This window comes from Nostoc sp., from assembly GCF_036917275.1.
GTDB lineage: Bacteria > Cyanobacteriota > Cyanobacteriia > Cyanobacteriales > Nostocaceae > Nostoc.
On record NZ_JBALDF010000055.1, the window covers coordinates 131,740 to 157,471 of the forward strand.

The 25,732-nt window shown below is 43.4% G+C and carries 18 protein-coding genes and 1 tRNA gene; 9 read left to right on the forward strand and 10 right to left on the reverse strand.

Annotated features, from left to right (window positions below; all coding sequences use genetic code 11):
- Nucleotides 1–61: 61 nt before the first annotated feature.
- Entirely contained in the window at nucleotides 62–196 is a 135-nt protein-coding gene (locus V7K35_RS20415; protein ID WP_335081046.1) for a hypothetical protein, read from the reverse strand.
- Between the two features lie 428 nt (nucleotides 197–624).
- On the opposite strand from V7K35_RS20415, the gene purL reads away from it, so the two are divergent.
- Both purL and purF read left to right on the forward strand, forming a co-directional pair.
- Nucleotides 625–3,000, forward strand: a complete 2,376-nt coding sequence (gene purL / locus V7K35_RS20420) for a phosphoribosylformylglycinamidine synthase subunit PurL (protein ID WP_335081048.1) — start codon at nucleotides 625–627, stop codon at nucleotides 2,998–3,000.
- Between the two features lie 367 nt (nucleotides 3,001–3,367).
- On the forward strand, nucleotides 3,368–4,867 hold the full coding sequence (purF, locus tag V7K35_RS20425; protein ID WP_335081050.1) for an amidophosphoribosyltransferase: 1,500 nt from the start codon (nucleotides 3,368–3,370) through the stop codon (nucleotides 4,865–4,867).
- Nucleotides 4,868–5,328: 461 nt separating this feature from the next.
- Here the strand turns inward: purF and V7K35_RS20435 are convergent, their stop codons facing one another.
- From V7K35_RS20435 to V7K35_RS20445, 3 genes are read right to left on the reverse strand one after another with little or no spacing between them, the layout of a single operon-like run.
- The gene (locus V7K35_RS20435) at nucleotides 5,329–5,610 is read right to left on the reverse strand and encodes a hypothetical protein (protein ID WP_335081052.1); all 282 of its coding nucleotides are present in this window, start codon (nucleotides 5,608–5,610) and stop codon (nucleotides 5,329–5,331) included.
- Between the two features lie 30 nt (nucleotides 5,611–5,640).
- Nucleotides 5,641–6,687, reverse strand: coding sequence for an ABC transporter permease (locus V7K35_RS20440; RefSeq protein WP_335081054.1), 1,047 nt, complete (start codon nucleotides 6,685–6,687; stop codon nucleotides 5,641–5,643).
- A gap of 33 nt (nucleotides 6,688–6,720) precedes the next feature.
- On the reverse strand, nucleotides 6,721–7,239 hold the full coding sequence (locus V7K35_RS20445) for an adenine phosphoribosyltransferase (protein ID WP_334968231.1): 519 nt from the start codon (nucleotides 7,237–7,239) through the stop codon (nucleotides 6,721–6,723).
- Nucleotides 7,240–7,754: 515 nt separating this feature from the next.
- Between V7K35_RS20445 and V7K35_RS20450 the strand changes: the two genes are divergently transcribed.
- Nucleotides 7,755–8,381, forward strand: a complete 627-nt coding sequence (locus V7K35_RS20450; RefSeq protein WP_334794320.1) for a DUF3038 domain-containing protein — start codon at nucleotides 7,755–7,757, stop codon at nucleotides 8,379–8,381.
- On the forward strand, nucleotides 8,378–9,808 hold the full coding sequence (locus tag V7K35_RS20455) for a DUF4335 domain-containing protein (protein ID WP_335081056.1): 1,431 nt from the start codon (nucleotides 8,378–8,380) through the stop codon (nucleotides 9,806–9,808). Before V7K35_RS20450 ends, V7K35_RS20455 begins: the two co-directional genes overlap by 4 nt.
- Nucleotides 9,809–9,862: 54 nt before the next feature.
- Here V7K35_RS20455 and V7K35_RS20460 read toward each other — a convergent pair whose 3' ends face one another.
- Nucleotides 9,863–12,133 carry a transglycosylase domain-containing protein gene (locus V7K35_RS20460; RefSeq protein ID WP_335081058.1) on the reverse strand — a complete coding sequence of 757 codons (2,271 nt, stop codon included), beginning with the start codon at nucleotides 12,131–12,133 and terminating at the stop codon, nucleotides 9,863–9,865.
- A 429-nt stretch (nucleotides 12,134–12,562) separates the two neighbouring features.
- On the opposite strand from V7K35_RS20460, the gene V7K35_RS20465 reads away from it, so the two are divergent.
- Complete coding sequence (locus tag V7K35_RS20465) at nucleotides 12,563–13,270, forward strand: hypothetical protein (protein ID WP_335081060.1); 708 nt, start codon at nucleotides 12,563–12,565, stop codon at nucleotides 13,268–13,270.
- A gap of 186 nt (nucleotides 13,271–13,456) precedes the next feature.
- On the opposite strand, the gene lspA is transcribed toward V7K35_RS20465, so the two are convergent.
- Nucleotides 13,457–13,933, reverse strand: coding sequence for a signal peptidase II (gene lspA / locus V7K35_RS20470; RefSeq protein WP_335081062.1), 477 nt, complete (start codon nucleotides 13,931–13,933; stop codon nucleotides 13,457–13,459).
- 94 nt (nucleotides 13,934–14,027) lie between these two features.
- Nucleotides 14,028–14,615: a biotin transporter BioY gene (locus V7K35_RS20475; protein ID WP_334794315.1), complete on the reverse strand. Its 588-nt coding sequence runs from the start codon at nucleotides 14,613–14,615 to the stop codon at nucleotides 14,028–14,030.
- A 939-nt stretch (nucleotides 14,616–15,554) separates the two neighbouring features.
- Between V7K35_RS20475 and pstS the strand changes: the two genes are divergently transcribed.
- From pstS to pstB, 4 genes are all read left to right on the forward strand, one after another.
- Complete coding sequence (gene pstS / locus V7K35_RS20480; protein ID WP_335081065.1) at nucleotides 15,555–16,736, forward strand: phosphate ABC transporter substrate-binding protein PstS; 1,182 nt, start codon at nucleotides 15,555–15,557, stop codon at nucleotides 16,734–16,736.
- Between the two features lie 184 nt (nucleotides 16,737–16,920).
- Nucleotides 16,921–17,871 carry a phosphate ABC transporter permease subunit PstC gene (gene pstC, locus V7K35_RS20485; RefSeq protein ID WP_335081067.1) on the forward strand — a complete coding sequence of 317 codons (951 nt, stop codon included), beginning with the start codon at nucleotides 16,921–16,923 and terminating at the stop codon, nucleotides 17,869–17,871.
- Between the two features lie 19 nt (nucleotides 17,872–17,890).
- Nucleotides 17,891–18,772 (forward strand): phosphate ABC transporter permease PstA, encoded by an 882-nt coding sequence (gene pstA / locus V7K35_RS20490; RefSeq protein ID WP_335081069.1) that lies wholly within the window; start codon nucleotides 17,891–17,893, stop codon nucleotides 18,770–18,772.
- Between the two features lie 58 nt (nucleotides 18,773–18,830).
- Nucleotides 18,831–19,637, forward strand: coding sequence for a phosphate ABC transporter ATP-binding protein PstB (pstB, locus tag V7K35_RS20495; RefSeq protein ID WP_334794310.1), 807 nt, complete (start codon nucleotides 18,831–18,833; stop codon nucleotides 19,635–19,637).
- A 371-nt stretch (nucleotides 19,638–20,008) separates the two neighbouring features.
- On the opposite strand, the gene V7K35_RS20500 is transcribed toward pstB, so the two are convergent.
- The 3 genes from V7K35_RS20500 to V7K35_RS20510 all read right to left on the reverse strand — a co-directional run bounded on the left by V7K35_RS20500 (nucleotide 20,009) and on the right by V7K35_RS20510 (nucleotide 25,057).
- A tRNA-Gly gene (locus V7K35_RS20500) sits at nucleotides 20,009–20,079 on the reverse strand.
- Nucleotides 20,080–20,129: 50 nt separating this feature from the next.
- Complete coding sequence (locus V7K35_RS20505) at nucleotides 20,130–21,380, reverse strand: hypothetical protein (RefSeq protein WP_335081071.1); 1,251 nt, start codon at nucleotides 21,378–21,380, stop codon at nucleotides 20,130–20,132.
- Between the two features lie 68 nt (nucleotides 21,381–21,448).
- Complete coding sequence (locus V7K35_RS20510) at nucleotides 21,449–25,057, reverse strand: response regulator (protein WP_335081073.1); 3,609 nt, start codon at nucleotides 25,055–25,057, stop codon at nucleotides 21,449–21,451.
- Nucleotides 25,058–25,732 lie beyond the last annotated feature (675 nt).

Genomic DNA, 25,732 nt, shown 5'->3' on the forward strand with positions numbered 1-25,732 from the left:
CCAAATGAGCAGCTTGGCAACAAAATTCCCAGAATTCTTTCTCCAAGAGCCATTTAGTAATTCAGTCTGCTGTTGTCATCACTTCAGCACAATCAAATTCCAAGGAATTAATCAGATTCCAGAGCATCAAGACTTGCGATACTACCGTTCGCGGAGCGTCTCGTAGAGAAAGCGGTTCGCTTCGCGACCATCGCATCCTCTGATTTTTCTGCCTTCTAATGGGTCATTTGACAGACTGATAGCCATTTTCGTCATCGGGAAATCATTTATGCACGTTACAAGAAAAGAAATTTTTATTACTTCATAATTATCAGTACAATTACCAATATTTTTGGATTTAATACAATCTATCTTTAGACGTATTACAATATTTATCTTTAGGGACTTCCAATTAAAAAAAGAACTAAATTGTAGGGGTATGGCATCCACAGACTTTCGGTAAAACAGATTATTTGATCGCTGCTGTAGTCTATACTTGTTCGATAAATTATTCTTTGGAAGTCCCTAAGTAGATTTATTTATTCAGCTGATCTGTAGCATCTAACGATGAACAATCCTATATCTGCATTTAGAGGGCAAGTAAATCGATAGAATAATGCTCTGTACAATTGGTGCATTATTTCCATGACCGCCACATCTCCTGCTCCCTTTTCCCCCCAAGAAATCGCTGCTGAAGGTATAAAACCAGAAGAATACGCAGAAATTGTCCATCGCTTAGGGCGTCATCCCAACAAAGCTGAACTGGGAATGTTTGGCGTAATGTGGTCAGAGCATTGCTGTTACAAAAATTCTCGACCTTTACTCAAACAGTTTCCTACCGAAGGATCCCGCATCCTTGTCGGACCTGGTGAAAATGCTGGGGTTGTAGATTTGGGTGACGGACTGCAACTAGCCTTTAAGATTGAATCCCACAATCACCCTTCAGCTGTCGAACCCTTTCAGGGAGCGGCAACGGGAGTAGGAGGCATTCTCAGAGATATTTTTACAATGGGTGCGCGTCCCATTGCGATATTGAACTCGTTGCGCTTTGGTTCCCTCGAAGATGCCAAAACCCAAAGGTTATTTACTGGTGTGGTTGCAGGAATTGCCCATTATGGCAACTGTGTGGGAGTGCCCACCGTTGGTGGCGAAGTTTACTTTGATCCTGCTTATTCTGGTAATCCTCTGGTGAACGTTATGGCGCTGGGGTTGATGGAAACGCTAGAAATTGTCAAATCTGGGGCATCTGGCTTAGGTAACCCTGTGTTGTATGTCGGTTCCACCACAGGGCGCGATGGCATGGGGGGCGCAAGTTTTGCCAGTGCAGAATTGAGCGAACACTCAATGGATGACCGTCCGGCTGTGCAAGTAGGCGACCCCTTTTTGGAAAAGTCGTTAATTGAAGCTTGTCTGGAGGCATTTAAAACAGGTGCAGTTGTCGCCGCCCAGGATATGGGAGCAGCCGGGATTACCTGTTCTACCTCAGAGATGGCAGCAAAAGGCGGTGTGGGAATTGAACTAGATTTAGATAAAATTCCCGCAAGAGAAACGGGGATGGTTCCCTATGAATATTTGCTTTCAGAATCTCAAGAACGGATGCTGTTCGTTGCCCATAAAGGGCGTGAGCAAGAATTAATCGACATTTTCCACCGTTGGGGACTTCATGCTGTTGTTGCCGGTACAGTAATTGCTGAACCCATCGTGCGGATTCTCTTCCAGGGTGAAGTAGCAGCAGAAATTCCTGCTGAAGCTTTGGCGGAAAATACCCCACTTTATCACCGGGATTTGTTGACAGAACCTCCAGAATATGCTCGTAAAGCTTGGGAATGGACTCCTGATTCCTTACCTCCTTGCACAAGTGCTGGAATAGAACTCCAAGGACGCCTGCAAACTTGGAATGATATTCTCTTGACTTTGCTCGATACACCCACGATCGCCTCTAAAAACTGGGTATATCGTCAGTATGATCATCAAGTACAAAATAATACAGTAATCCTGCCAGGTGGTGCAGATGCAGCTGTAGTGCGCTTACGCCCACTTGAACAAGTCCCTAATCTAAAATCCCAAATCCCAAATCTAAAATTAGGAGTGGCAGCAACGGTAGATTGCAATCCTCGTTATGTTTATCTTGACCCTTACGAGGGAGCTAAGGCAGTGGTGGCAGAAGCTGCACGCAATCTTAGCTGTGTGGGTGCAGAACCTCTGGCGGTAACGGATAACCTGAATTTTGGCTCTCCAGAAAAACCGATTGGTTACTGGCAATTAGCAGAAGCTTGTCGCGGTTTGGCAGAAGCTTGTCGAGAATTGGCAACACCCGTCACAGGTGGAAATGTCTCTTTGTACAATGAAACTTTTGATTCTCAAGGCATCCCACAACCCATTTATCCTACTCCTGTTGTGGGTATGGTAGGCTTGATTCCCGATATAACCAAAATTTGTGGTCAAGCTTGGCAAGCATCCGGCGATGTGATTTATCTTCTCGGATTGCCTCTGGCATCCAAAATTAGTTTAGAAGCATCCGAGTATTTAGCCACTATCCACAGTACTGTTGCCGGAAAACCGCCACGGGTAGATTTTGACTTGGAACGCCGCGTCCAGAAAGTTTGTCGTGAAGGAATTCGTAATAGTTGGGTTCGTTCAGCCCATGATTCTGCTGAAGGAGGGGTGGCGATCGCTCTAGCCGAATGTTGTATTGCTGGCAACCTTGGTGCCGAAATCAATTTAGAAATAGCACCAACCCAGTCACTACCTCGCCTTGATGAGGTGCTGTTTGCCGAAGGCGGTGCCAGGATTTTAGTTTCTGTAGCATCAGAACAACAAGAAATTTGGGAATCATACTTACAGGAACATCTAGGTCAAGAATGGCAAAAACTGGGTATAGTTGGCAATTTTGAGACGGGTTTGGGGGTTTTCACTACTGATAATCAAACCTTAATCAAAGTTAGGATCGAAGATATGGGCGATCGCTATTCCCATGCGATCGCCAGACGTCTCGCCATCCATACCACTACCCCCAGTTAAAGAAGTTAGGAGTTGAAAGTGAGGATATTAGGAATAAAAAGTATAATTCCTAACTCCTGACTCTTTTATTAGTATCCCTGAGCATAATTACGATACTGTTTTAATGGATGGTTAAAGATTTGTTAAGAAATCTGCTACCATCTATCGACATAATTCCAGTGACTTGACTACCGATTTTAGATTTTGAATTTTAGATTTTGGATTGCGGGTGTTTCTTCTGGTTCATGTCTTGCTCCTAGTGAGCAAAACAAATTTAAAAATAGCCACTCTCAAATCCCAAGCCGCACCCTAGTAGGAATGCGGTCAATCCAAAGTTGTAAATCTAAAATCCAAAATTGATTGACCCCCAATCAGGAGCAAAGCTAGCATGATTTCTATTCATTCTGTCACTTCGGATGAATACCCCGACCAGATCAACAACCAAATCAATAGTCATGAAAATCAGCCTGACAAGCCAGAAGAAGCTTGCGGTGTTTTTGGCATTTACGCACCAGGAGAAAACGTTGCTAAACTGACCTACTTTGGATTGTATGCCCTCCAGCATCGGGGTCAAGAATCAGCTGGTATTGCCACCTTTGAGGGTACACAAGTACACCTCCATAAAGATATGGGCTTGGTGTCTCAAGTTTTCAATGAATCCATCTTGGATCAATTGCCTGGTAGCCTTGCTGTTGGTCACACACGTTATTCCACCACAGGTTCTAGCCGCAAAGTTAATGCCCAACCCGCAGTGCTAGAAACCCGTTTGGGGTCATTAGCTCTAGCACATAATGGAAATTTAGTCAATACGGTGCAATTACGTCAAGAGTTGCTTGAGAAAAAATACAACTTAGTCACAACTACAGACTCAGAAATGATCGCTTTTGCGATCGCCGAAGCGATAAATGCTGGTGCAGATTGGCTAGAAGGTGCAATTCAGGCATTTCACCGTTGCCAAGGAGCCTTTAGTTTAGTTATTGGCACTCCTAACGGCGTTATGGGTGTCCGTGACACCAATGGCATTCGCCCTCTAGTAATTGGGACTTTGGCAGGTAATCCAGTCCGTTACGTTTTGGCTTCGGAGACTTGTGGTTTAGACATCATTGGAGCCGAATACCTGCGAGACGTAGAACCAGGTGAATTAGTTTGGATTACTGAAGAAGGTTTGGCTTCCTATCATTGGAGTCAACAGCCCCAGCGGAAATTGTGTATCTTTGAGATGATCTACTTTGCCCGCCCTGATAGCGTCATGCACAACGAGAGTTTGTACAGCTATCGGATGCGGTTAGGACATCAATTAGCTAAAGAATCCTTTGTAGATGCCGATATTGTCTTTGGTGTTCCTGATTCTGGTATCCCTGCTGCTATTGGATTTTCCCAAGCTTCTGGTGTAGCTTACGCCGAAGGACTGATTAAAAATCGCTACGTTGGGCGAACCTTTATTCAACCAACCCAAACCATGCGTGAGTCAGGTATCCGCATGAAACTCAACCCCCTCAAAGATGTGCTAGTGGGTAAACGAGTGATCATCGTAGACGACTCGATTGTTCGCGGTACTACCAGCCGAAAACTAGTCAAAACCTTGCGTGATGTAGGTGCAGTAGAGGTACATATGCGAATCTCCTCCCCACCTGTAACTCATCCCTGCTTCTATGGCATCGATACCGATTCTCAGGATCAGCTGATTGCTGCTACCAAGTCAGTAGCAGAAATTGCCAAGCAATTGGAAGTAGACAGCCTCGCCTATCTCAGTTGGGAGGGAATGCTAGAAGCGACACGAGAAGACACCAATAGTTTCTGTTCTGCCTGCTTCACCGGAAATTATCCTGTGGCGATTCCTGAGCAAGTCAAGCGTTCTAAGTTGAGTTTAGAAAAGGTAGTAGTGTAAAGTCTCCGACAGACTGAATGCGGTTACACAAACCAAGCCCGCCTGCGCGGGCTGAATAAATCCTGTCAATCTTAGGTTAGGAACAAGAATTAAATAACACACAATTTATGTCCCTAGCTTACCTCACCCTCAATCCCTCTCCTTGTAAAGGAGAGGGAAGCTAGATACAGGATGAAGTTTTGTATTTTATTTAATCCACGTTCCTTAAAATTGGTAAATCCTTCAATAGTCATGGTTTATGAACCAGCCGATATCTGAGAGAGTGCGCTGGACTACCGCCGATTTAGAGTTGTTTCCAGATAACGGTAACCGTTATGAAATGATTGACGGACATATCACCTAATTTTACTTGTGCGATGTCTACGAGAGGCTACTTAGCGATCGCATAATTATTTACTTAAATAAATTAGCAAGCGATGTCTGACGACAGGCTAAAGAAGCGTCTACGCTAATCCATAAATTTAACTGTGCTGCAAAAACTCAACCTTGGGCAATAAGGGATCAGTGACAATACCCACACCGCTAAAACCCCAGCGTTTGAGCAAGTTTCCCAACTGTGTACGCGCAATAGATTCTACTGCAAAGCGATTTGCCACTTCTGCCGCATGGGTGTTGAGATAACTAAGGGCATCAAAGTTTTCCTTAAACAGCAATAAATAACCTGATGTTTCGGTGTCAGGACGAGCTATGAGATAATTACCGTCAGTTTTTGAGCGCACCAAGTAATAGACTTCGGACAGCATGGAGATGAGATGGGGAGAAATGGGGAATGACTAATTGAGATTTTCTAAGCGAATGCGAGGATCGGCGGCTTTTAACATTAAATCGGCGATTAAATTACCAGCAATCAGCAAGACTGCGCCCATTACCAAGCTTGCCATTAACAAATATAAATCTTGAGCTTGTAAAGCCTGTATAGTCAACCTCCCTAAACCGGGCCAGTTGAAGAAATATTCCGCAATGAAGGCACCGCTTAATAAACCAGCTAATTCAAAACCCAATAAGGTAATCAAGGGATTTATCGCATTACGGAGTGCATGAACGTAGATGACGCGGTTTTCTGGTAGACCTTTGGCACGAGCCGTTTGGATATAATCTTGACGCAGCACATCCAATAATTCGCCACGAGTGATGCGTTGTAAACCAGCAAAACTAGTAATTGAGAGGGCGATCGTGGGTAAAATCATGTGCCAGCCAACATCTAAGATTCTGCCAAACCACGTCAGTTCTGAGTGATTAATGCTAGTCATACTACCCACTGGGAATAAAGGCGAGGTGAGTTGGGCTAAAACCAGCAGTGCTAAGACAGTGATGAAACTGGGAAAGCCTTGTCCAGTGTAGCTAATCACCTGTAAAATTCGGTCTGATAGCTTATTTTGATTAACAGCAGCAAAAATCCCTAGAGGGATGGCGATCGCCCATGTGACAATTAGAGATGCGATCGCTAATAGCAAAGTCGCTGGTACCCGTTCCCACAACAGCGATGCCACTGAACGTTGATAAATAAAACTCGTGCCAAAATCCCCTTTTGTCAAGATTCGCCATAGCCATAGCCAAAATTGCTCTGGCCAAGACTTATCCAGACCAAACTGCCGCTTGATTTCCTCAATTCTTTCTGGAGATATCTTCGGGTTTTGCCGCAGCGTATCTACATAATCCCCTGGAGCGAGTTGAATAATGAAAAACGACAACGCTGACGCCAAAAACAAAGTCAGTAGTGCCTGCAATATCCGCTTTACCACATAAATAAAAGTTTCGCTCGTGACTAGCCTGATTAGCCAATCCCGACCTGTCTCCAAGGAAATTCTCGTAGATGTCATTTGTCTTTTGTCCTTTTATCTAATGACCAATGACTAATATTCAATCAGAGAGATAATCGGTACGTCCGGCAAATATTTACGCCCTTCTAAATCCCGTAGCTCGATAATAAACCCAAACCCTACTAGTTCGCAGCCAATTTTCTGCACTAACTTTGCTGTTGCACTCGCAGTTCCACCCGTAGCAATCAAATCGTCCACAATCAAAACTCGGCTACCTTGGTGTAAAGCGTCTTGATGCACTTCTAAGCAGTCTGTACCATACTCTAGTTGATATTCAATTGAGTGAACCGCTGCTGGTAACTTCCCTCTTTTGCGGACAGGAATAAAACCAGCTCCTAATTTATAAGCCAAAGGTGAGCCAAAAATGAATCCCCTCGACTCCATACCAATGACATAATCCGTCTTGATCCCAGCTTCGTTGCATTTTTGTGTTAAAAAGTCAATAGTATAGCGCAGTCCCTCTGGATCGCGCAGCAGCGTAGTAATATCCCGAAATAAAATTCCGGGTTTGGGGAAATCTGGGATGTCACGAACGAGAGACTTCAAATCCATAAGAATAGGGATTGGGGAATGGGACATGGGGAATGGAGAGTGGAGGAGTGAGGGATCTGGCGTTGCAGGGGAAGAAAGAACTATTGATTATTGACAAATGCCCAATTACGCCACTTGCTTCTCCTGTTCAAAGACGCAACTCTTAGAGAGGCTTTCTCAACGCGAACAACCGCAAGAACCCCGGAAACGCAGTGGCTCCCCAATCTTCAATTTCAGATCCCTGAAAAATCGTACACTATAATGTCATACGCTGGGGGTCGAGGCTGAAGCTTCGCCCTTGATTGACGATAATTAGAATCTAAACCAAGCTAGAAAAGGTATTGCACTAATAAATGAGGTGAATTAACTTATGTTTTAAAACTTTGATTTCAATATAGGGAAAACTTTGAGTAGAAAGAGTTAAGTAATGTATATATCAGGTAGTCATACTACTACAAGTCTAATGTTCAAGTTTTGGCTACCGATTTTAAATTTGTTTTACTTAGTCTGTTGGAACCGCACAAGGTATTTATAGAATGAATGTCTCAGCAAGTTTAACGCCGTTCAACATTTCAACCCAAGAATCACTGCCGATGATTCTGGACACTTTACCAGATCCTGCGATCGCTTCTAAGACGTGTCCTCGGAGAACGCGGTTGCAAATTGACCTAATTTTATTGGCAATTGAAGCTTTAGAGCTTGGTGGTTCTGAAGCAATCCTAACTTTTGCCCAAGAGTTGGATCTTAAAGGAATTGTTAAAGATAGGGTGAATTTATGGCGGATGCGTAGCTCTAACCCGCTACGAAGAGCGCATATGCGTCGTCCTTTAACTATCATGGAAGCAAAAGCTCTGGTGGTCATTGCTTGCTACATAGCGCGGCGTTTAACTGTTGTCATCCGCCAGTTACTAATGATATGTCAACAAATGGAAGAAAAGCAGATTCCATTAGAACAGAATTTGCGCCTATCTAATTACTTAGAACGGTTTAGAGCGCATTTTAAGAGCCGGATGAATGCTCGACGTTCCGGCGTACTGGCATTAAGTTCTGATGAAAAATTAGATCAGTTAGCAATAAATTTGTTAGGACAATTACTATTTTGTACTGGTACAGCTGGAATGCAGCGGTTCTGGATTAGTCTTTTTGACGGTGAAGTAGAATGAATATTCAACGTAAGTACAGTCTACCTAATTGTACACTGCTTTTAGAAGGGTTAAGTGATGTCAGCAGGGTTGCACACTTCCAGGAAATGCGCCCGGAATTATCAATATTGGTAAATGCAGAATGCTATTTATCTGGTTATAATCAACCCCTAACGGGAGGGCGGGAATTTTTTGAAAGTTTGGTGAGGGCTGTTAGTGGATATGCCCAAGAATTTTTAAGTAGTGTACCTAATCCGCAAGCACATAACCAGGAATCGGAGCTAGTTGAGTTTCAAAAAGTTGACAGCAACCGACACAGGTTAATTATACATTCCGAAGGTGCTCCAGAGGGGTTCGATCACTCTAACAATTCTAAACGTCCGCCGATTGAAATAGATTTGAATACAGTGCAGTTGTTTGATTTAGTCGAAGCAGTGGATCAGTTTTTTGCTGATAGCCAAACTTTACCTGAACTTTCCCTAGAACTACAACCAGTTACCAGACGTTATGGCGGTGCTAGTCAAGCTTTAATCAGGCAGGCTGTTCCTGCTGCTGTGGGTGTGTCAAGTTTAGCAGTAGCAGCGATCGCCTTTAACTTGATTCCACCTCCCCAAATGCGTCCACCGCAGCCTAAACCAAATGAGCAAACTAGCTCTAGAATAAACAATATCACTCCTCCAGCATCAGCTGCTGTAACTCCCGTAGCTGCTGCAACGCCCACACCAAAGCCTACAGCTAATGTAAAGCCGGCAGTTAAAGATTTAGAAGCACTTTTAAATACAGTTCCAGAAATTACTGATCCATCCCAACTGCGTGCATTGAATCGTCAAGTGTACAACCAAATTCATCCAGCTTGGACTAATCGTTCAGGATTGCAACAGGATTTGATCTATCGTCTGGGTGTAGCCGCAGATGGAGCGATTATCGGTTATAAAGCAGTCAATAAAGAGGCGAATCTAGGAGTAGGTCAAACTCCTCTGCCTAACGTACTTTACAATCCAGCTAACCGCGCTCCTATTTCCAATGAACCAATCGCCCAATTTCGAGTAGTATTTAATACACAAAGTGTACTAGAAGTTAGCCCTTGGCGAGGATATGCGAGGACGCCAGAGGTAGTGGGTGCAAAAATTACTGACTCTAATATAGTCAAAGGTTTAAACCAAAAGCTTTATAGTACAGTTCGGCAAACCTGGAGTGGTACCCCCACCTTTACGCGAGATTTGAAATACCGGGTAGCAGTCAACAAAGATGGTGTAATTGCTGACTATGAACCACTCAACCAAGTCGCCTTTGACTATTTTCGAGAAACACCCCTTCCGAAGATGTTCAACGCTATTTACGGTTCCAATGTAGCAGCTCCCAACAATAAAGAACCTCTCGCCCACTTCCAAGTGATATTCAAGCCTAACGGCAAACTTGAAGTTATGCCTTGGCAGGGATATCAGTAATTGGGCACTTGTACTGAGCTAGTTCAGTACAAGTGCCCAATGCCCCATACCCGTTTAGCGAGTAATTCTCCGCATATAATTTCCCCACAACTGTGCTGCTTGGGCACTGCTACCAGATGTAGGGGAATTATTGTCGTTTCCCAGCCAAACACCAGTTACAAGCCGCCGACTGGGGATAAAACCTATGAACCATAAGTCAACGTTTTTATCAGTCGTGCCTGTTTTCCCAGCTTCCCCCAGTCCAATGGCAGCACTTCGACCAGTACCTCTTGTGATGACGCCGCGCATCAAACTAGTCATTTCATCGGCTACACCATTTGGCAGCACTCGTTTGTTGGCATCTGTATTTTGGTCGAAGGAGTAGATGACACGGCAGGTTTTGATATCATTGCGATCGCGGCAATCACCACTATCTAAAATTCGGTTAATCGCATGGGGAGGATTTGACACGCCACGATTGCCAATAGCGCCAAAAGCACCAGTCATTTCCAAAACATTGACGACACTTTGACCTAGTACCAAGCCAGGAACCGGATCAAGGGTTGACTTTATTCCCAAACGCTGCGCCATTGCCACCACTTTATCCAGCCCGATTTCTTTGGCAACTCGTAGGGCGATGGGATTTTCTGAAAGGGCAAGCCCCGTGGCAATATCTAAACTAGTGTCAGCACCAGCACGACAGGGTTTGTAAGTAAAGCCTTGCCAAGTTAAAGGGGCGCAAGAATAACTTTTTGATTCTGGAATCCCCTGTTGAATAGCGGCGGTGTAAGTAAAGATTTTGAAAGTAGAACCTGGTTGTCTTTTGGCTTGAACAGCGCGATTGAACTGACTTTTTTTGTAATCAGTCCCGCCCACCATTGCCAAAATGCTGCCAGTACTGGAGTCAAGGGTGACCAGCGCCCCTTGAGAAAAATTAAAACTTCTACCACCATTGTTGACTGAATTTCGCAATGCTGATTCTGCTTTGCTCTGAATCGCTGGATCAAGCTGGGTTTCAATGATATAATTCCCTTCCTTTGCGGCTCCCTCCCCCAAGATTGATTCAAGTTCAGAGAAGACGTAGCTGTAAAAATAAGGAGCGATCGTCTTAGCTTGCTGCTCACAAACTTTAGGACTAACTTGGACAGTCGAGCGTCTGGCTCGGTTCGCATCTTCAGGTTTAATTTTGCCCATCTCCAGTAACCGCTTAATCACGCGATTCCGGTATTCGGCTGCTTCTAGCTTATTTGGCCCATCCCCACAAAAATCGAAAGCGTTGGGAGCTGGTAGAATTCCTACCAATGTTGCTGCTTCTGCCAAAGTTAATTCTTTAGCCGACTTCTCAAAGTAATACCGGGATGCATCTTCAAAGCCAGAGGTATCTCCCCCCAAAAAAACCCGATTTAAGTACATCAGCAAAATTTCATCTTTGCTGTAAAAGGTTTCTAACTTCAGGGCGACAACTGCCTCCCGCAGTTTGCGTCCAAGGGTATCCTGTCTGCCTACATACTCGCGGAACAAACTGCGGGCAACTTGCTGGGTAACAGTGCTGGCTCCTTGTTGCACATCTCCGCTACGGCTATTGATCAACACGGCTCGTAAAATCCCCAGAGGGTCAACACCAAAGTGCCAGTAATAACGACTATCCTCTGAAGCCACCACCGCAGCAGACAAATAAGGGCCAAATTCCTCTAATCGCTTTATATCTACGTGAGAGATAGTTCGAGGCTCTCTTAGCGGGGTGGCTCCATCACGAGCGTAAACAACTACTGGGGCGCGTGTAGCTGTAGGTAAAGGTTTAACTGAAAATTTCAGCCATTCAACGCCAATTACTAACGCTAACAGGGCACTGACACCACCGACACCATAAGCTGTCAAACTTGCAGCTTTGACATACCAGGCTGGTGGATCGACGTATTGCAACCGCACAGAAGCGGCAAGTTCTGGAGGACCCAGTGTGAAAATATCGCCGTGACGCAGTTCCAGGGAATTGACACGACGCTTGCCACGATAAATGCCATTGGTGGAGTTTTCATCTTTGATAATGAAAACTGGTGTACGCTGAGTAGAATTCCGCGATAGCGATAGGTGAATTTGGCTGACAACAGGGTTACGGATGACGATATCGCTGGATTTAGAGCTACGACCTAGAATATAGCGATCGCCCAACAGTGGATATACCTCTGCCTTATCCGCCCCCGCATCCTGCACCCAAAGTTCCGGTACCTTGGCATTAGGCTTGAGCGCCAATTTGGAAAAATCGACCCTAGCTTGAATCGTATGTACTGCTTGAGTCAGTTGACCTAGTAACGTTTGTGGCTTGTGAGGGGGTTGGGGTGAACTCATCGGCTATTCACATCACACTTTTTAGTGAAGAATCGGGCGAATTACAATTTAGATGTTAGTCTTTCATCATTTTACTCATAAGCCAAAGCATAAATTAGATATACGGAATTTTTTGCTCTATTTTATACTTAATTTTACTTTGCATTTGTAATTAATTTGTTATCTTTATCACTTATTTCCAGAGGCAGAAATTTTTTATATATTCTCAAAGACTTATTTCATCTACTATTACTAGTTAAGTAACTACAAGCTTATTTTTTAATCTTGTATTTTTAAACACTAATTGTTAAAAAACAACAGATTTAATTTTTACCGATTTTACATATCCACACATTCTGAAACAAACCTAAATATCTTCATTTAGGAAGATTTTATAAATCTCATTGTCTGTTTTAATGGGTCGAGTGTTCCGTTGAGGTTAATTTTAGAATGATGGGAAAATCTCTGAGCCTGATTGGTACAGCTCTATTTTTGGCTCTCACCACTAATATTGCCGTAGCCGAATCTAGTAAATCCCCCATAGCCCAATCAAGTAGCGACTCTACTAGTGCACCAACGGAAATCAAGATGTCGCCAGAAGGGATGAAAATTCTGTGCGAGTATTTTCCGCTCAACTCCCGCTGTCCCGGCGGCACAGCAGTCGTCCCTAGTAGCGCTACACCAGCAGAAACCACGCCCAGTAGCACCACTACTCCAGATAGTACAACTGCACCAGGAACCAGACCAGGAACCAAAACACCACCTGGATCTAGCACTCCCGAAACCACTCCAGGATCAGGAACCCCTACCCCATCTGAACCTGGCAACTTAACTCCAGGATCAGGAAACATTACCCCATCTCAACCTGGCGCTCCTGGCAGTCCTACTGAACCAGGAACCCTCACCCCATCTCAACCTGGCGCTCCTGGCAACTTAACTCCAGCACCAGGAAGCATTACTCCACCTGGATCTAGCATTCCTGGCAGCAGTACTGTACCAGGAAACCCAACTTCACCTGAGTCTGGTACTACTGAAATCAATCCCGAACCAGGAAGCTCAACAACTCCACCTGAGTCTGGTACTCCTGGCAGCACTACCGAACCAGGAAACTCTCCCAGTACTCCAAGTTCGCCAAAAACTCCTACCACAGGCAATTAAATTAAAATCTGGGGCATAATCCGAATACTAGTTTGTCATTGGCGATCGCCGCTGCATCTTGACCTCTTGCACCAGTTATGCAAACTGGTGTAAGATGACAAATTACAATTGCTGGAACTATAGATAAAGTCTTGGCATATAGGACTGAGCAAATAGCCTGGGATTAATCATCCCAGGCTTAATAGTTTAATGGGGCCTGCCAGTTGAAGTCGGTGTTTTTTGCAAAGAAGCAATTAACAGGCAAACAATACCGATACTAATAAATGAATCTGCCACATTAAATACAGCAAAGTTAATCAGGCGAAAATCCAGAAAATCAACGACATAGCCTAAAACAAAGCGATCAATACCGTTGCCCATAGCTCCACCTAAAATCAAGCCATAGCCTAACTGATCCCACAAATTTAACATTGGACTAAATAAGGCCAAGCCTATCAATACTAAACTCACTCCTAAAGATAGCCAGCGCAACCACTCTACTTTCCCACTTAACAGACTAAAAGCGGCACCAGTGTTAGTGACATAGGTGAAGTTAAATATTCCAGGTAAAAGTGGTAGTGTCTGTCCCAAGCTAAAGGTTTGCACCACCCAGTATTTTGTTATTTGGTCTAAGAAAAAAGCTATGAAGGCAGCGATCCAGAAAAGGCGATTTTTTAAACGCATGAAACTAGGGGCTAGGGACTAGGGACTAGGGACTAGGGTATAGGGACTAGGGTATAGGGATTAGAAGAATTTTAAATTTCTAGCCCCTCCATAACTAATAAAACATTAAGTGACGCAATACATATGCTATTACGGTAACGGCACAAACTACACTTAATTGCCCTGGTAGTGCAAACCAGGAATATTTTAGGATTGCTTGCATTAATGGTAGATTTTCTGTACCTTTCCACTGAAAAATATAGCTAATAATTAAATAAGTAATACCCCATAGGTGGAGAGTTAATAAGCCACAGATGCAACTAAAGGCGAGAGTTTCGAGTCGAGGTCTAGCTTTGAAGGCGAAGAAACCACAAATCCAAGCTCCAGGAATAAAACCTAGTAGATAACCAAACTGAGATAGCTTAACATAACCAAGACCACCACCATCGGCAAATACAGGTAATAAGGTTAACCCCATCACTAAATAGGCAATTTGCGAGAGCGCACCGGCACTTTTGCCCCCTAAACAACCCACCAACAGTACTGCGCCAATTTGAAAAGTGACACCTAAAGAAAAAGTCTGAATTCCGTGCTTACTCCAATTCCAAGGTAAGGTGATGCCATAAGCTTCTAGGAAGGTACCACCCATTGTCAGGAGTAAGCCAATCATAGACCATAGTAATTGATTGGAAGCAGCAAACATTTATCAGGCAACCGGGGAAAGGCAAAAGAGAAAACCAACAGCAACTAATATGTTCATTAACATTGAAATTAAATTTGTACTGACACCTCTAAAAGGATGCTTGAAAAGTATTATTGCTAACATCAAAACTTCAGAAACTTAACCCCGCAAGCAAGCCTTCCCTACAAGGCAATGGGGGTTTAAAAGCCTCTATCCACTTCTGTTAAAGGAATGAAAGTGGGGTTTCTGGTATACTCTACGACTTCTCAAACATCCTCTAAGAATTAGCATATTTTTTTTGCCTTTTTGGTATGTAACTTTTCAGTTCTGCGAATTATAACTTAGGTGTCTATAGCTGTAATTTTATTGACTGAAGCGTAGTCTGATTATGGTATTTGACCTAATAGGTGTTCAAATTAGCAAAATTTAGGATTCAAACTAAGTTTTTAGATTCAGCGCCAAATTATGCTACAAAGTGTTAAAGATAATTCCTTAATTCACTATTTTTTAGCGATCGCCCCGCCTCCTCTTTATAAAAATAGGCAATTTATTATTTTCTGCTTTCTTTGAACAATAAGTTCACTGGCTAAACTTAGATTGTTTAATTATGACTTTAAGTCTGTTTAAACTGATAAACAGAAACAAATTTCATAAATTCCCAAATTTATTAAGTTTGAGATAATACCACATTTACATATTTTTTTATGACTTGACCAATAAATTTACATTATTTATAGAGTTTTGTAAATATCTGTAACAAAATTACTGTGGTACTTTTTGTAACGGATAACTAAAGCAGCAGTATTAATTTTATCAAGCAAAAGTAGAAACGAGTGTTTGTTCTTCATCAAAAAAAAACAAGCATTTTTTTGCTTTATTAACCTAACCTTTACCTTAACCATTATCCTTTAGGGGTATCCTTAGAAGCGCTCACCTGCAAAGTTACTCAAATTGATAGCGATGCCCTCACGTCTTAGTGTAATGAAAATTCATCGCCTCACAGGTTCAATTTCAGTGTTAGCACTGACAATCAGCCTAGCTGCATGTGGCGGACAGCAAAACTCAGATAATACAGCCACCAAGGACACACCTTCTGGTACTGCTACAGATACTACTGCCTCCAGCCCAACCAAATTAGATTTGGGTGGAAATATAAAATTAAGCGGGGCTGGTGCGTCTTTCCCAGCACCACTGTATGATACATGGTTTACGGATCTAAATAAAAAATATCCAAATCTGCAAGTTGACTATGCCTCAGTTGGTAGCGGTGCTGGAGTTGAGCAATTTATCAAAGGGACTGTAGACTTTGGTGCCAGCGATGTTGCCATGAAGGATGAAGAAATCCAGAAGGTGCCAGCAGATAGAGGCGTTATTTTACTACCTGTAACTGCTGGTAGCATCGTGCTAGCTTACAACTTGCCAGATGTTGCAGAACTAAAACTACCACGAGCCGTTTACGCCGATATTCTACTAGGCAAAATCAAGTCTTGGGATGATCCGCAAGTTGCCAAGGCTAACCCAGGTGCAAAGCTTCCTAAACTGCCCATCACAGTTGTTTATCGTTCAGATGGTAGCGGAACAACAGGTGTGTTTACAAAACACCTCAGCGCTGTTAGCCCGGAGTGGAAGACTAAAGTTGGTGAAGGCAAAACTGTCAACTGGCCTACGGGAGTTGGTGCTAAGGGGAATGAGGGTGTTACTGCCCAAATTCAACAAACACAAGGTTCTATTGGTTATGTCGAGTATGGCTATGCCAAACAAAATAGTCTCAAGTTTGCTGCTTTGGAAAACAAAGGCGGTAAGTTCATTGTAGCTAGTGAGGAGTCAGCCTCTAAAACTCTGGCATCAGTAACTCTACCCCCTGATCTCCGCGTCTTCATTTCCGATCCAGAAGGGGCTGATTCCTATCCTATCGTCACTTACACCTGGATTTTGGCTTACAAGAAATATCCCAATGCGGCAAAAGCTAAGGCAGTTGAAGCTGCGATCGAATACGCCTTAACCGATGGTCAAAAGCAGGCTACTACACTAGGATATATTCCTCTACCCGAAAACGTGATCACAAAGGTGGCTGCTGCTGCCGATCAAATTAGTCCAGATTATAAAATTGCTGTCGGTAGTGGTACTAGCGCTAGCAAGTAGCCACAGTCAAGACATGAGGTATTCCTAGACAATAATTTTTAGGCTGCTTACGAGACTATAAGCATTCGTAACTTGAAACTCTGTGTTACCAGTGTCTCAGTTTCAAAAAACGATGAAGCAACAATTTTGTTGATCTGGTTGCCTCCTACATTTTCTTCTGATTTAATTGTGAAAGTCGGTAGTCATGACTACAAATTCTCAAAACATTTCATCAGCGACAAAAAATCGCTCTGATGTAGAAAAATCTCTAGATCAGGGTTTTATTTGGCTTACTAAAATTTTCGCCTTTGGGGTTGCTGCCACTTTATTATGGATTGGCTTGCAGGTTGCAATTGCTTCTTGGCCTGCCATCCAAAAGTTTGGGGCTAGCTTTTTAGCTAACACGACTTGGAACCCAGTTAATGATAGCTACGGGGTGCTACCTCAAATTTATGGAACTCTCTTGAGTTCTTTTATTGGTCTGTTGATAGCTGTACCGATAGGGGTTGGTACGGCTATTGTACTAAGTGAGGATTTTTTACCCGCAAAAGTGAAGTTGGTACTGGTTTTTGCTATAGAACTGCTCGCAGCTATTCCCAGCGTTGTTTACGGCGTCTGGGGTATTTTTGTTTTAGTGCCTATCTTAACTAACTTGGGAAAATGGCTCAATAGTTACTTTGGCTGGATACCATTTTTTAGCACCCCCCCTACAGGGCCAGGAATGTTGCCAGCGGGAGTCATATTAGCAATTATGACTTTGCCCATCATCACAGCCCTATCACGCGATGCCTTGATTTCTATACCCCCCAGTTTGCGTCAAGCCGCCGTAGGACTAGGAGCAACCCGATGGGAAACGATTTTGCAAATTCTGGTTCCAGCAGCCTTTTCAGGGATAGTTAGTGCTGTGATGTTGGCACTCGGTCGGGCAATGGGAGAAACAATGGCTGTAACAATGTTAATTGGTAATTCCAACAACATTAGTATCTCACTGTTAGCACCAGGCAATACGATTTCTTCTCTACTAGCAAATCAATTTTCAGAAGCTAGTGGTTTGCAAGTTTCGGCTTTAATGTACGCTGCTTTAGTTCTATTCTTCTTGACCCTGGTAGTAAATATCATGGCCGAGTTTATCGTTCTAAGAGTCAAGCGACTGTAGCTTAGTTTTGGGTTGAATTATGACTTCTAGTTTTCCAGAGCGCAGTCTAACTCGCGCTCCCATGTCTCAAAGAACACTGTTTAATACAGTAATGACCGTAATCGCATTTATCTGTGGGGTATTGGCACTTGTGCCTTTGCTAGCAGTGCTTTCTTACGTCATTATTCAAGGCTTTAGCAGTTTGAGTCCCAGTGTATTTTTTGAACTGCCACCCAAAGCTTTACAAAAGGGAGGAGGCTTTGGTAATGCAGTTTTAGGCACGCTGCTGATGGTAGGAATTGCGGCGGTGATTAGTATCCCGTTTGGTGTTTTAGCGGCAATTTACATCACAGAATTTAGCTCCGCCCAAGTGGCGAGAGGGGTACGTTTTGCGGCTAACGTGCTGAGTGGAGTCCCGTCAATTATTGCTGGGGTATTTGCCTATGGCATTGTAGTTTTGACACTGGTAAAGTTAAACTTAGGATCATATTCTGCTCTAGGTGGAGGGTTTGCACTGGCAATTTTGATGTTGCCAATTATTGTCCGAACCACTGATGAAGCCTTGCAGTTAGTATCGCAAGATTTGCGACAAGCATCTGTAGGTTTAGGAGCAACTAACTTTCAAACAGTTAGTCAAGTAGTTTTGCCAGCCGCTCTACCAGCAATTGTAACTGGGGCAACGCTAGCGATCGCCAGAGCATCTGGAGAAACCGCACCTTTACTATTTACCGCCCTTTTTTCCAATTTTTGGCCCGATAGCTTATTCCAACCAACAGCTTCCCTTGCTGTTTTGGTTTACAAATACGCTATTTCTCCGTTTAAAAATTGGCAATCACTAGCTTGGGCAGCATCTTTGATTTTGGTATTGATGGTTCTAATCACAAGTATCATCGCCCGCTGGGCAACTCGTAAGAAAGCTTAGTGAAATAGCAATTTACATGGCGGATTTGTATCGTTAAAACTAATACTGCACTTAATTTATGGCTACCAATGTTAGCACAGTGAATGATACTCAAACCGTTTTACGCACCGAAAACCTCAACGTTTACTACGGCAAATTTTTAGCCTTGCAGAATATTTGGCTAGATATACCGAAAAATCAGGTGACAGCCTTTATCGGCCCTTCTGGTTGTGGTAAAAGTACATTGTTGCGATGCTATAACCGCCTCAATGACCTGATTGAGTCATTTCGAGCAGAAGGTAAAATACTTTTTTACGATAAAAATTTGTATGCATCCGACATTGATCCTGTAGAAGTGCGTCGGAGAATTGGGATGGTGTTTCAAAGACCAAACCCGTTTCCAAAATCAATTTATGACAATATTGCTTTTGGAGCCAAAATCAACGGCTACAAAGGTAATATGGATGAATTGGTAGAACGGAGTTTGCGGCAAGCGGCTTTGTGGGACGAAGTAAAAGATAAACTGCGACAAAGTGGCTCGTCTTTATCAGGTGGACAACAACAGAGGTTATGTATTGCAAGAGCGATCGCAGTCCAACCTGAAGTTATATTAATGGATGAACCTTGCTCTGCCCTCGACCCCATTTCCACGTTACGGGTTGAAGAACTTATTCACCAACTTAAAGAGCAATATACGATCGTTATCGTCACCCATAATATGCAGCAAGCAGCGCGAGTTTCTGATAAGACAGCCTTTTTTAATGTTAAAACTACAGAAACTGGAGGTCGTAACGGGTACATGGTAGAGTACGACGCAACAGAACTAATTTTCAACAATCCTCAGCAGCAAGATACTAAAGATTACGTTAGCGGCAGATTTGGATAAATAGATAAATATTTCTATTGTTGATGTGAGAGCAATGAGGGATACTCGGAAATTAAAGCTGTGCGATATTCCTCTATTTTTTTATTTGTTTACCAATTATGGCTATTTCTTGGTAAAGAAAAGCAATAATTAAGCTATTTAACATCAGACTTGCATTGACTGGGCAGATTAGACACCCGATCAAAAATAGCCCGACACACAGCGCAGTATTAGTGTTGGCTTGCCTTGCTATTTATTATCTACCTGTAGGTAGTGTGGTAACTACATAAGTAGCTAGGCGAAATTAAATATAAAATTTTTACCCCTTGTCTAATTAAAATCTCAGGTGGATTTATACTGTGCTGAACTAGTACACTTAAGAGTTTTTTCTAAGCGGGCGGCGGGAATCGAACCCGCATTAATAGCTTGGAAGGCTATAGTTTTACCACTAAACTACGCCCGCAAAATTCCAACCCTACAAATATAACACAGTTTTTGCAAAAACTGAAGCATTTAATTGGAATTGGCAGGTTGGATTTTGATCCATACATACAGATTGCTCAAATCTGGTTTTGTACCATCGTTGTTGTGAGCGGCAAGAAAGTTTTCTGTTTTGAAAACCTCGTTGAGAATTCGCTCATATGTGCTTTTTTCACTTTGTGATGTTGCTGGTTCTATTTCTATGACTAAAGCCTGTTGAAAGTTGCCCTTGTTATCAATTACTAAGCTGGCAAGGATCTGTGCAGGCTTTACTTTGGAATCGCCAGGGAGAAAACTTGAGTCCAATTGTTTTGTGTTGCTTCCCCTGTATAAAGCGATAACGTCTGGTAAAGCATCTTGTCGTAATCTTCCTGATTGTATTAAGTTACTGACTTTATCTCTAAGCAAAGGAGCTACTATGGCTACCGATGCTCCCCCAGTCGGAGTTGCTGGAGTTTCCCTAGTCGGAGTTGCTGGAGTTTCTCTAGTTCGAGTTGATGGAGTTTCTCTAGTTCGAGTTGCTGGAGTTTCTCTAGTTCGAGTTGATGGAGTTTCCCTAGTTCGAGTTGATGGAGTTTCCCTAGTTTGAGTTGATGGAGTTTCCCTAGTTTGAGTTGCTGGAGTTTCTCTAGTTCGAGTTGATGGAGTTTCTCTAGTTCGAGTTGATGGAGTTTCCTGAGTGGGAGTGCGTGGCGGAGTTTTTCTGTTTTCAGCTTCCGAAACTGGTGGATTTGATGGAATACCTGTTGATAGTAGTGTTCCCTTTCCCAGTTTAATCTCTTGACGGCGGTTCCAAGGTAGACTACCGACTAGAACTGTAGGTTTTGGTGTGGCTATAGGTGTAGGTGTAGATGTAGGTTTCGGTGTGGCTGTAAGAACTCTCTGCTGCCTAAAAGGTCGGCTCTTTTGCTGGAGATTCTCAGCAGAATTTATTGCGCCAAAATCTTGATTTCTAGGCGTTATTCGTGCTGTTTGTAGTGAACGTGCTGGTACAGACTTTTGAGTTGAGGATAGTAGCTTTGGCGAAACTGTTTTTGCTGTTGATTTTGATTTAGTTATTGATTTTGTTTTGGGAGCAATGTCTATCAATTCAATGGGAACAACAGATTGACTTTGCTGGGGAAACCACAAACTAAATGCATTAGATGAGCGCATTAGCCAGAACGCCAGCAAGTGCAGAGAGACTGAACCTATAACGACAGAAATCCACAAACCTGGTGGGTCAGTGTGTCGCCTCCAGACCTTGGCTGGAATTGGAGTTTTGTCTGCAACCGATGGTATCATATTATATAAACTGGATATGATTAGGCACTCTTACTCATTGGTAATGCTTTAAAATACCAGTCTAAATTTTAGCGATTAACCATTATCTCTGGTGTAACAGCGAAAGTCAAAACTGTCTCATCTACTCCTTTAAGTTGTAGCGGACTGCCTTTAGTAATTTCTTCTTCCTGCAAATAATCTGCCACGGCAGCAGAAACCAGGATCGTACCGGGAAGGGCAGCAGCTTGTAACCTGGCAGCAATATTCACACTTGGACCAATGGCAGTATAATCAGCACGTTCAGCACTACCAAACATTCCCACAACAGCTGTACCTTGGTGGATACCGCACCGGAACTGGACGCTAGTAAGTTTATCGCCATCGAATACACCTTGGTCTCGCCAGCGCTGGTTCAAGTCAGCCAGTGAGCGGTGCATTGCTCTTGCTGTATTGATAGCACGACGCACCTGTTCATTAGGAGTTAGTTCTTCCGGCGCTCCATATAAAGCTAAGATAGCATCTCCCATAAATTTATCTACAGTACCGCCATTGCCAAACACAACCTTAGTCATGGCTTCTAAATATTCATTTAGCAACTCTGCTACTCGCCGGGATCTGAGGGTATTTGCTAGCTGTGTAAAACCCACAATGTCACTAAACAAAACTGTAATTAAGCGTGGTTCTGGGCGCAAATCTAACGTTAAATCTCCAGTTGCGGCTTTTTGCACCAATACAGCCGGCAAAAAGCGCTTTAGCACCGATTCTGTTAGATAAGTATTTAACTCCACGATTCGTCGTTCATTTTCTTTCAATGCTAAAAGATTCCGAACTTCCGCCAAAAGTTCCCGATCATTGAATGGTTTTGCTAAATAAGCATCCGCCCCATGTTCTGTACCTTCGATGCGGGTTTCCTCGTCAACTTTCGCTGTCAGCAGAATGATTGGTGTTCCTTTGAGCTTCTCCTCATTGCGGATCATCTGAATCATCTCAAGTCCGCTCACCAAGGGCATCATTAAGTCAGTCACAATCAAGCTGGGTATAATTTCCCTAGCTATCCCATACCCTTCATAACCATTACGAGCTGTCTGTACATGATAGCCATTGCGGCGGAAAATTTCAGATACATAGGTTCGCAAATCCGGGTTATCATCTACAACTAGAATTGAGGAGCCAGCCGTGTGTAGGGGTTCCTCCTGTTGAGCGATCTGACGTTGCTGAGTCTTAAGTGCTGAGTCTTGAGTATCAATACTAGGCGAGAAGTTTCTTGTAATATCTTCAATATTGTCTGTTGTTGAGTCTACCAGTTCTAAATCAGCCAATTCTACGCTAGCGCGGCTCGTGTTCAGTTCGGTAGGCGTTTCTAATACTTGCAGTGCGGGTAAATGAGCGTTTCCAGTAATAAGCCATAAACTAAAGGTAGTGCCTTCGCCATAAACTGATTCCACAGTGACTTCACCACCATGTAATTCTACCAATTCTTTAACTAAAGCTAAACCCAAACCACTGCCTTCATAGGATCGATTTGCTGAACCTTCAGCTTGACGGAAGCGCTCAAATAGGTGAGGAATTTGTTCTTTAACAATGCCAATACCAGTGTCTTGTACTTGCAGTATGCAACGGTCATTTTCAGATTTTAGTCTAATGCTGATCGTGCCACCTTCAGGAGTAAACTTCATGGCATTTGACAGGAGGTTGTAAACCACCTTGTCAAATTTTTCCATATCTAAGTACACCGTAGAACATTCATCTAACTGAGTGACTAGATGCAGTCCCTTTTTCTCACAGTAGGGACGAAAAGATTCAACAATTTGACTGACAAATTCGACTAGATCGCAAGGGCGGAAACTAGGCTGCATTCTCCCCGCATCCAGGCGTTGTAAATCTAGCAATTGATTTACCAGTCGCAGCAGGCGACGGGAGTTACGCAGGGCGATCGCACTTTGGGAGTGAGATAATCCTTCACCAGCCGCCACCGCCGACTCTAAAGGCCCTTGAATCAAGGTAATGGGAGTGCGAAACTCGTGGGAGATATTTTGGAAAAATTCGGTTTTTTGTTTGTCTAATTCCAGTAAGCGTTCAGCTTGTTGGCGAGTTTTTTGATATAAGTGTGACTGCTGCACAGCGATCGCTGCTTGGGCTGCTACTGCTTTAGCCAAATCGATATCAGATGAGAGCCATCGGCGGACTTTTTTACTTTCATGTAAAGTAATACTACCGATACATTTCCCATCAGCCAATAATGGCACAAACATTAGCGATCGCGCTGGCATTTTTAAAGGCAAATCAAAACCGTTCACTTGTGAGGGAGAATGACCCACATTACCAATTACCACTGGTTCATGTGTCTGTAGCATTTGTTGGAGGATTGGATTCTCCTGTATAGATGCATGAGAGTAGGGTAATCTCTGAGTTAATAGGTTATTATTATTTAAATTTTTCTCTGGGGCTAGCAATGCCTGCGGCGATCTGTGCCTACGCAAATTTTCCGGCTGTTGAAAACTGTCATACAAGCCCACACACTGGACAAATTCATCTTCCTCTGTCCACAAAGACAAGACACAGCCATCGACTTGTAAGGCTTGCCCCAATTGCTGAGTAATAGCCGCAAAAATATCTTGGGGGTCTAAGCTAGAGCGAATCGCGCTAGTAATCGTATTAATTAGGGCTTCTCGCTTGGCAAGAGCACGTACTTGTTCGTAAGCATAAGCTTGAGACAAAGCTAAAGCTGCCTGATCCGCTACCATCAACACTAGCTGCACCTCATCATCCCCCCAAAAGCGAGGTAGAGAACACTGGTGCAGTGCCAGCACTGCCATCAGTTCTTGTTGGCAGATCAATGGCACAACTAAACTAGAACAAATGTTAGCAGCCGCAAAAGCTGCCTCACGTTGGCGCAGTTCGGGAGTTTTACCGTGAATGCGCTCATCATCGATCACATCGTGAATTACCTGGACTTCGCGGGTTTCCCACACCGTTTGAGCCAGCAGGGAGGAGGGAGGAATAGGAGGAGAGGAAGATGGGGGAACAAGAGGAAAATTGATTTGCTGATTTCCGTGTCCCCATATCCCCGTGTCCCCGTGTTCTTTTTCTTCCAGAGCTTTCTGATAAATGAATCCTTTATCCGCCAACTGCTCATCTTGGAAGGGACGCAACAGGCAGACATCCACCTCCAACATATGGCCCACTGTATCTACAATTGCCTGTAAAATTTGGCGATAGTCTAAAGCACTGCGAATCGTATTTGTGACGGTATTTAGCAGCGATTCTTGCCGGAGTGTGCGGGTAAGTTCGCGGGTGCGGGCTTTGAGGACATTGTGGGTATCCAAAGCTTGGCGTACTACTGCTTTGAGTTCCTCGGCTTCCCACGGTTTAGTGACATATTTAAATACTTTACCAGCGTTGATTGCTTCCACCAGGTCTTCGACATCGGTGTAGCCAGTTAAAATAATCCGGATAATATCTGGATATTGAGTTGCTGTTAGGCTCAAAAATTCTGTACCGCTCATCATCGGCATCCGCTGATCGGAGATGATCACTGCGACTTCTCCCTCTTGAGCCAGCAGATCGAGTGCCGCAGGACCAGAGGCTGCCCTGAGCACCTTATAGTCGCGATAGAAAGTGCGGTAAAGCAAGTCAAGGTTGTCTGGTTCATCATCGACAACCAAAATTTTAGGCTTACTGTTTGCTTGGGATTTCATGCACCGCTTTCCTGCTGCAACGGCAGTCGGATAAAGGATAATCTGATCAGGTAAGGATTTTTCTGAGTCAGGTAAGAGCAGAGCATTTCGACCAATAAGGCTCTTTGGCTACATGACTGCTGAGTGTAGGAGCGTTTACTCACAGTAATTTGTCTCAATGGCTTATGCCGATTACCGTTTGCTTTGGTGCAATGTAATTGCTTTCATAGTCAGTTTTAGGGTTACAGAGTCGATGCTTGCTTGCCAAATCTTCCTTTTCCTCCTGTGAGCAATCTCTGATACTACATACAGCACTCATAGCTAGCTGAAAAATCCAGATGAAGCTGCATATTAAGTTTTCCCTTCCCAGGAGTTGTACTAACACTTGCAGGTAAATTTTATTTATGGTAGTCATGGTACAATCAGCAAAATTAAAACAATAAGATTTAAAGCTAAAGTATACTATTAGACAAATATCTCTTTCCAATTTAGCAATCAGAACTATCATTAAGACAAGTGATAGTGGTTGAAAAGTTGGATATTAGGAATTAGGGAACCTTGCAGATTCTTACCCCAATAGCTGTACAGCCTGTTTTTATGACCCAGTAGCAAAGTCGTGTTAGTGTAGCGGCAATTGTAAAAACGAGTTCAGTACTGCAACCAAGGGTGGTTTTAAACCAGAGTTTGCCGTTGGTG

Excerpts from the sequence above, each read along its gene's own strand:
- V7K35_RS20415 (WP_335081046.1), bottom strand. The coding sequence starts at position 196 with ATGCGATGGTCGCGAAGCGAACCGCTTTCTCTACGAGACGCTCCGCGA.
- purL (WP_335081048.1), top strand. The coding sequence starts at position 625 with ATGACCGCCACATCTCCTGCTCCCTTTTCCCCCCAAGAAATCGCTGCT.
- purF (WP_335081050.1), top strand. The coding sequence starts at position 3,368 with ATGATTTCTATTCATTCTGTCACTTCGGATGAATACCCCGACCAGATC.
- V7K35_RS20435 (WP_335081052.1), bottom strand. The coding sequence starts at position 5,610 with ATGCTGTCCGAAGTCTATTACTTGGTGCGCTCAAAAACTGACGGTAAT.
- V7K35_RS20440 (WP_335081054.1), bottom strand. The coding sequence starts at position 6,687 with ATGACATCTACGAGAATTTCCTTGGAGACAGGTCGGGATTGGCTAATC.
- V7K35_RS20445 (WP_334968231.1), bottom strand. The coding sequence starts at position 7,239 with ATGGATTTGAAGTCTCTCGTTCGTGACATCCCAGATTTCCCCAAACCC.
- V7K35_RS20450 (WP_334794320.1), top strand. The coding sequence starts at position 7,755 with ATGAATGTCTCAGCAAGTTTAACGCCGTTCAACATTTCAACCCAAGAA.
- V7K35_RS20455 (WP_335081056.1), top strand. The coding sequence starts at position 8,378 with ATGAATATTCAACGTAAGTACAGTCTACCTAATTGTACACTGCTTTTA.
- V7K35_RS20460 (WP_335081058.1), bottom strand. The coding sequence starts at position 12,133 with ATGAGTTCACCCCAACCCCCTCACAAGCCACAAACGTTACTAGGTCAA.
- V7K35_RS20465 (WP_335081060.1), top strand. The coding sequence starts at position 12,563 with ATGATGGGAAAATCTCTGAGCCTGATTGGTACAGCTCTATTTTTGGCT.
- lspA (WP_335081062.1), bottom strand. The coding sequence starts at position 13,933 with ATGCGTTTAAAAAATCGCCTTTTCTGGATCGCTGCCTTCATAGCTTTT.
- V7K35_RS20475 (WP_334794315.1), bottom strand. The coding sequence starts at position 14,615 with ATGTTTGCTGCTTCCAATCAATTACTATGGTCTATGATTGGCTTACTC.
- pstS (WP_335081065.1), top strand. The coding sequence starts at position 15,555 with ATGCCCTCACGTCTTAGTGTAATGAAAATTCATCGCCTCACAGGTTCA.
- pstC (WP_335081067.1), top strand. The coding sequence starts at position 16,921 with ATGACTACAAATTCTCAAAACATTTCATCAGCGACAAAAAATCGCTCT.
- pstA (WP_335081069.1), top strand. The coding sequence starts at position 17,891 with ATGACTTCTAGTTTTCCAGAGCGCAGTCTAACTCGCGCTCCCATGTCT.
- pstB (WP_334794310.1), top strand. The coding sequence starts at position 18,831 with ATGGCTACCAATGTTAGCACAGTGAATGATACTCAAACCGTTTTACGC.
- V7K35_RS20505 (WP_335081071.1), bottom strand. The coding sequence starts at position 21,380 with ATGATACCATCGGTTGCAGACAAAACTCCAATTCCAGCCAAGGTCTGG.
- V7K35_RS20510 (WP_335081073.1), bottom strand. The coding sequence starts at position 25,057 with ATGAAATCCCAAGCAAACAGTAAGCCTAAAATTTTGGTTGTCGATGAT.